The sequence below is a fragment of the Gandjariella thermophila genome (assembly GCF_005405885.1).
Classification (GTDB): domain Bacteria; phylum Actinomycetota; class Actinomycetes; order Mycobacteriales; family Pseudonocardiaceae; genus Gandjariella; species Gandjariella thermophila.
The window spans coordinates 1-2384 of sequence record NZ_BJFL01000093.1 but is presented as its reverse complement, the minus strand read 5'-3'; the positions used below and the strand labels follow the sequence as shown (position 1 = coordinate 2384).

At 70.9% G+C, this 2384-nt stretch carries 1 protein-coding gene; it reads right to left on the bottom strand.

Annotated elements, in window-relative coordinates; all coding sequences use genetic code 11:
• Window positions 1-2384: trehalose-phosphatase (gene otsB, locus FFT21_RS28265; protein ID WP_137816954.1), on the bottom strand; the 2384-nt coding region annotated here is incomplete at both ends.

Here is a 2384-nt window from a genome sequence, read left to right as displayed (position 1 = left end):
GTCCAGGAGTTGGGCGCAGCGGATGAGGCCGAGGTGGGAGTAGGCCTGGGGGTGGTTGCCCAGGGAGCGTTCGGCCAGGGGGTCGTATTCCTCGGGCAGCAGGCCGGTGGGGCCGGCGGTGTTGATGAGGTGTTGGAAGAGTTCTTCGGCTTCGGTGCGGCGGCCGGTGAGGAGGTAGGCCTCGATCATCCAGGTGGCGCAGAGGTGGAAGCCGCCCTCGGTGCCGGGCAGGCCGTCGTCGCGGCGGTAGCGGTAGACGGTGGTGCCGGAGCGGAGTTCGGCTTCGATGGCGGTGACGGTGGCGTGGAAGCGCTCATCGGTGGGGTCGAGCAGGCCGGACAGGCCCACGTGCAGGCTGGCGGCGTCGAGGTCGGTGCCGTCGTAGGCGGTGGTGAAGGATTGGACCTCGTCGTTCCAGCCGTTTTTGAGCACGTCGGTGGCGATGGTTTCGCGCAGGGCGGGCCAGGCGGGGTCCAGGCGCCGGTGGTGGGTTTCGGCGAGGGTGATCGCGCGGTCGAGGGTGACCCAGCATTGGACCTTGGAGTAGACGTGGTGGCGGGGGGCGTGGCGTTCTTCCCAGATGCCGTGGTCGGGTTCGTGCCAGCGGCGGGCGACGGCCTCGCACATGGCGCGCACCAGTTGCCAGTCGGCGTCGTCGAGGTGGCCGCGGGCTTCGGCCAGGGCGGCGATCAGGGAGACGACGGGGCCGAAGACGTCGAGTTGGACCTGTTGGTTGGCGAGGTTGCCCACCCGCACCGGGCGGGAGCCGGCATAGCCGGGGAGGGTGTCGATGACGGCCTCGGGGCCCAGGGTGGTGCCGTGGATGGTGTAGAGCGGGTGCAGGCGTTCCGGGCCGGGCAGGGTGGCCAGAACGCGGTGCAGCCAGCTCAGAAACGCCTCGGCCTCGGCGTGGGAGCCCAACGACACCAGGGTGTGCGCGGTCAGCGCGGCATCCCGCAGCCAGCAGTAGCGGTAGTCCCAGTTACGCACCCCACCGATCTCCTCGGGCAGGCTGGTGGTGGCGGCGGCGAGGATGGCGCCGGTGTCGGCGTGGCACAGCCCCCGCAGGGTCAGCGCGGAGCGGGCCACCAGTTCGCGTTCGGTGGTCGGCAGGTGCAGTTCGGCCAGCCAGTCGGTCCAGTACCGGGTGGCCCGCCCCCGCCGCTGCGCCTCCAGCAGCGGGTGGGCCTCCAGGGTGTCGGTGCCGCAGCGCAACTCCAGCACCAGCGGCGAGGCCGGGTCCAACGCCACGGTGGCGCGGGCGGTTTCGTGCACCCCGTCGGAGGTGATCTCCCAGTCCACGCCGGGGGAGGCCAGCACCATCGGATCCGAGGTGCCCAGCACCCGCAACCCGCCGGGTTCGGGCACCAGCCGCACCGGCACCTGCCCGAACTCCGGCCGCGGCGCGAACTCCACCACGATCGGGACCGCGCCGGTGACCACCCGCACCACGTCGGTGCGATGCGGCGGCAACCCGTGGTCCAGGTAGTCGGTGACCAACAGCCGCGACCAGCGGGTCTCCACCGTCATCGTCCCCGGCACATACCGCTGCCCCAGCGGCAGGCCGCCATGCTCGGGGCGGATGGAGAAATGCCCCGCCGAAGGCCCACCCAACAGGTCGGCGAACACCGCCGCCGAGTCCGGCTCCGGGTAGCACAGCCAGCACAACCGGGCATCCGGGGTCACCAACGCCACCGACCGTTCGTTGGCCAGCAGACTCAACCGCTCGATCGGGGTGGCCTGCTCCCCGTACAACCAGTTACGCCGCTCCTCCAGCAGAAACGCCAACACCGTGGCCACATCCGTGGTGTCGGCCACCCGAAACCCCGCCAGCGACTCACCGTCACCGACCTTGATGCCCACATCCGGGCCCGACAGCCGGGCAAACGCCTTCTCATCGGTGACATCGTCACCCAAAAACACCGCCGCCGTGGCCCCCACCTGATGCCGCAACACATCCAACGCATGCCCCTTGTCGGTGGCCACCACCGCCAACTCGATCACCGCCTTGCCCTCGGTGACCTGCACCCCCTCCCAGGACGCCGGCCCCGACCGCACCGCCGCCAACAACCCCGCCGCATCCGCCGCCTCGGCATTACGCACATGCACCGCCACACTCGCCGGCTTGACCTCCAACGCCGCCCCGGCCACCGGCGCCACCAAGCCCTCCAACACCTCGGTGATCCGCCGCAACAACCCCCGCGCCCCCGCGTCCAACGCGTGCACGAACCCCACATCGAACTCCGAGCCGTGCGAGCCGACCAGATGCACCTCCCCCGGCAACCGCGACAGCGTCGCCAAATCCCGCAACGCCCGCCCCGAAATCACCGCCGCCGTGGTCTCATGCAACACCGCCAACGACCGCAACGCCCCCACCGACTCCG